General features: G+C 38.4%; 1 protein-coding gene. It reads right to left on the reverse strand.

Features of this window, described 5'->3' with window-relative positions; all coding sequences use genetic code 11:
* On the reverse strand, positions 1-1,244 hold a 1,244-nt coding region (locus tag IV55_RS10005; RefSeq protein ID WP_162260750.1), incomplete at both ends, for a hypothetical protein.

Genomic DNA, 1,244 nt, shown 5'->3' on the forward strand with positions numbered 1-1,244 from the left:
TGCAACACTATACTGGGTACCAGTTCCTTGCAGTGTGTTTTTTATGCTTGAATCAGCAAAACGAAATTCTGATTGAATGCCCATACTGTGGAAGGCATATAGAGTGGCCAGTTTTTTATTAAGTTCAGAGTTTAAACCATCCGTTCGGTTTACTTCTTGCGCAGCATCTGCCTGTGTTGCGGCATCGTCATTAGGATATAAGTCATGAAAAGTATAGGCACCATCACCAACTACCTTACCAAGATTGTAGGCAATAGTATATTGTCCATTACCTTCATTAATTACAACACCGGAGTGCTTACCAGCTTTATTTAGCGCAGCTAAAATATCATCATCACTAGTGCCAGCTGGTAAAGTTATCCGACTAGTAACCCCGCTGCCCTGTCCAAAATCTTTTCCAACGGAATTATCATTTTTAATCAGATAAGTTCCATCTTCACTTATTTTCAACGTGCCACTACCAATGTATTTACCCAAATTAACTTGTGTAAGTGCTGAACCTCCAGTTGTAACACGTTCTATATTTATAATGTTTCCAGTTGGAATACTGGTATCTGCCGGTGTGTTTTTTGCCCCTGATAGGGCATTATTAAGATAGTTGGGATCAGTAATCGTTGTACCAGTATTAATTTGACTCGCAGTAGGACCATACGCAAAGTCGCCACTTCTATAGTCACCAGTATCCTTCTCGTAAATTCTCTTTACAGGCACAAAAGTGAAAGTATTATCACCAATAGTTAAAACAATATTCTGATTACTATTCGTAGTAACCAGTGAAGAAGTTTCACCGGGTTGCTCCGTTACAGTAGCAATTACTTTTTTCCCGCTAGTTTGGTCAAAACTATCGCCAATAGTAATAATATAGCTTCCACTTGTACCATAGCGACCATCTATCTGATATTTAATTGTACCAACGTTTTGGATATCCAAGCTAGTCCCTGAACTAAGTGCTGAACCAACTAAATCTGATGAATTATTAGTGACACTAACTGGAATTTTAATAGTTAATCCAGGAGTTAACGTACCATCTTGTGTTAGCGTGAATCCTAGGTTAATTGCCTTTAGGTGTGCTGACTGACCAGATAATTTGAATGAACTGCCATTGTTCATAGTGCTTCCGTCACTGGCTGTTACAGATACTGTGAAATCTGAAATTTGACTTGGTAACGATGAGTTTGTTTTTAAACTTTTTTGAGTTAACAGCCGCCGTGTACTATTTTTTGTAGAACTACCATTAGCATCAG

Origin of the sequence: Furfurilactobacillus siliginis (genome assembly GCF_001437435.1) — a bacterium.
GTDB classification, from domain to species: Bacteria; Bacillota; Bacilli; order Lactobacillales; family Lactobacillaceae; genus Furfurilactobacillus; species Furfurilactobacillus siliginis.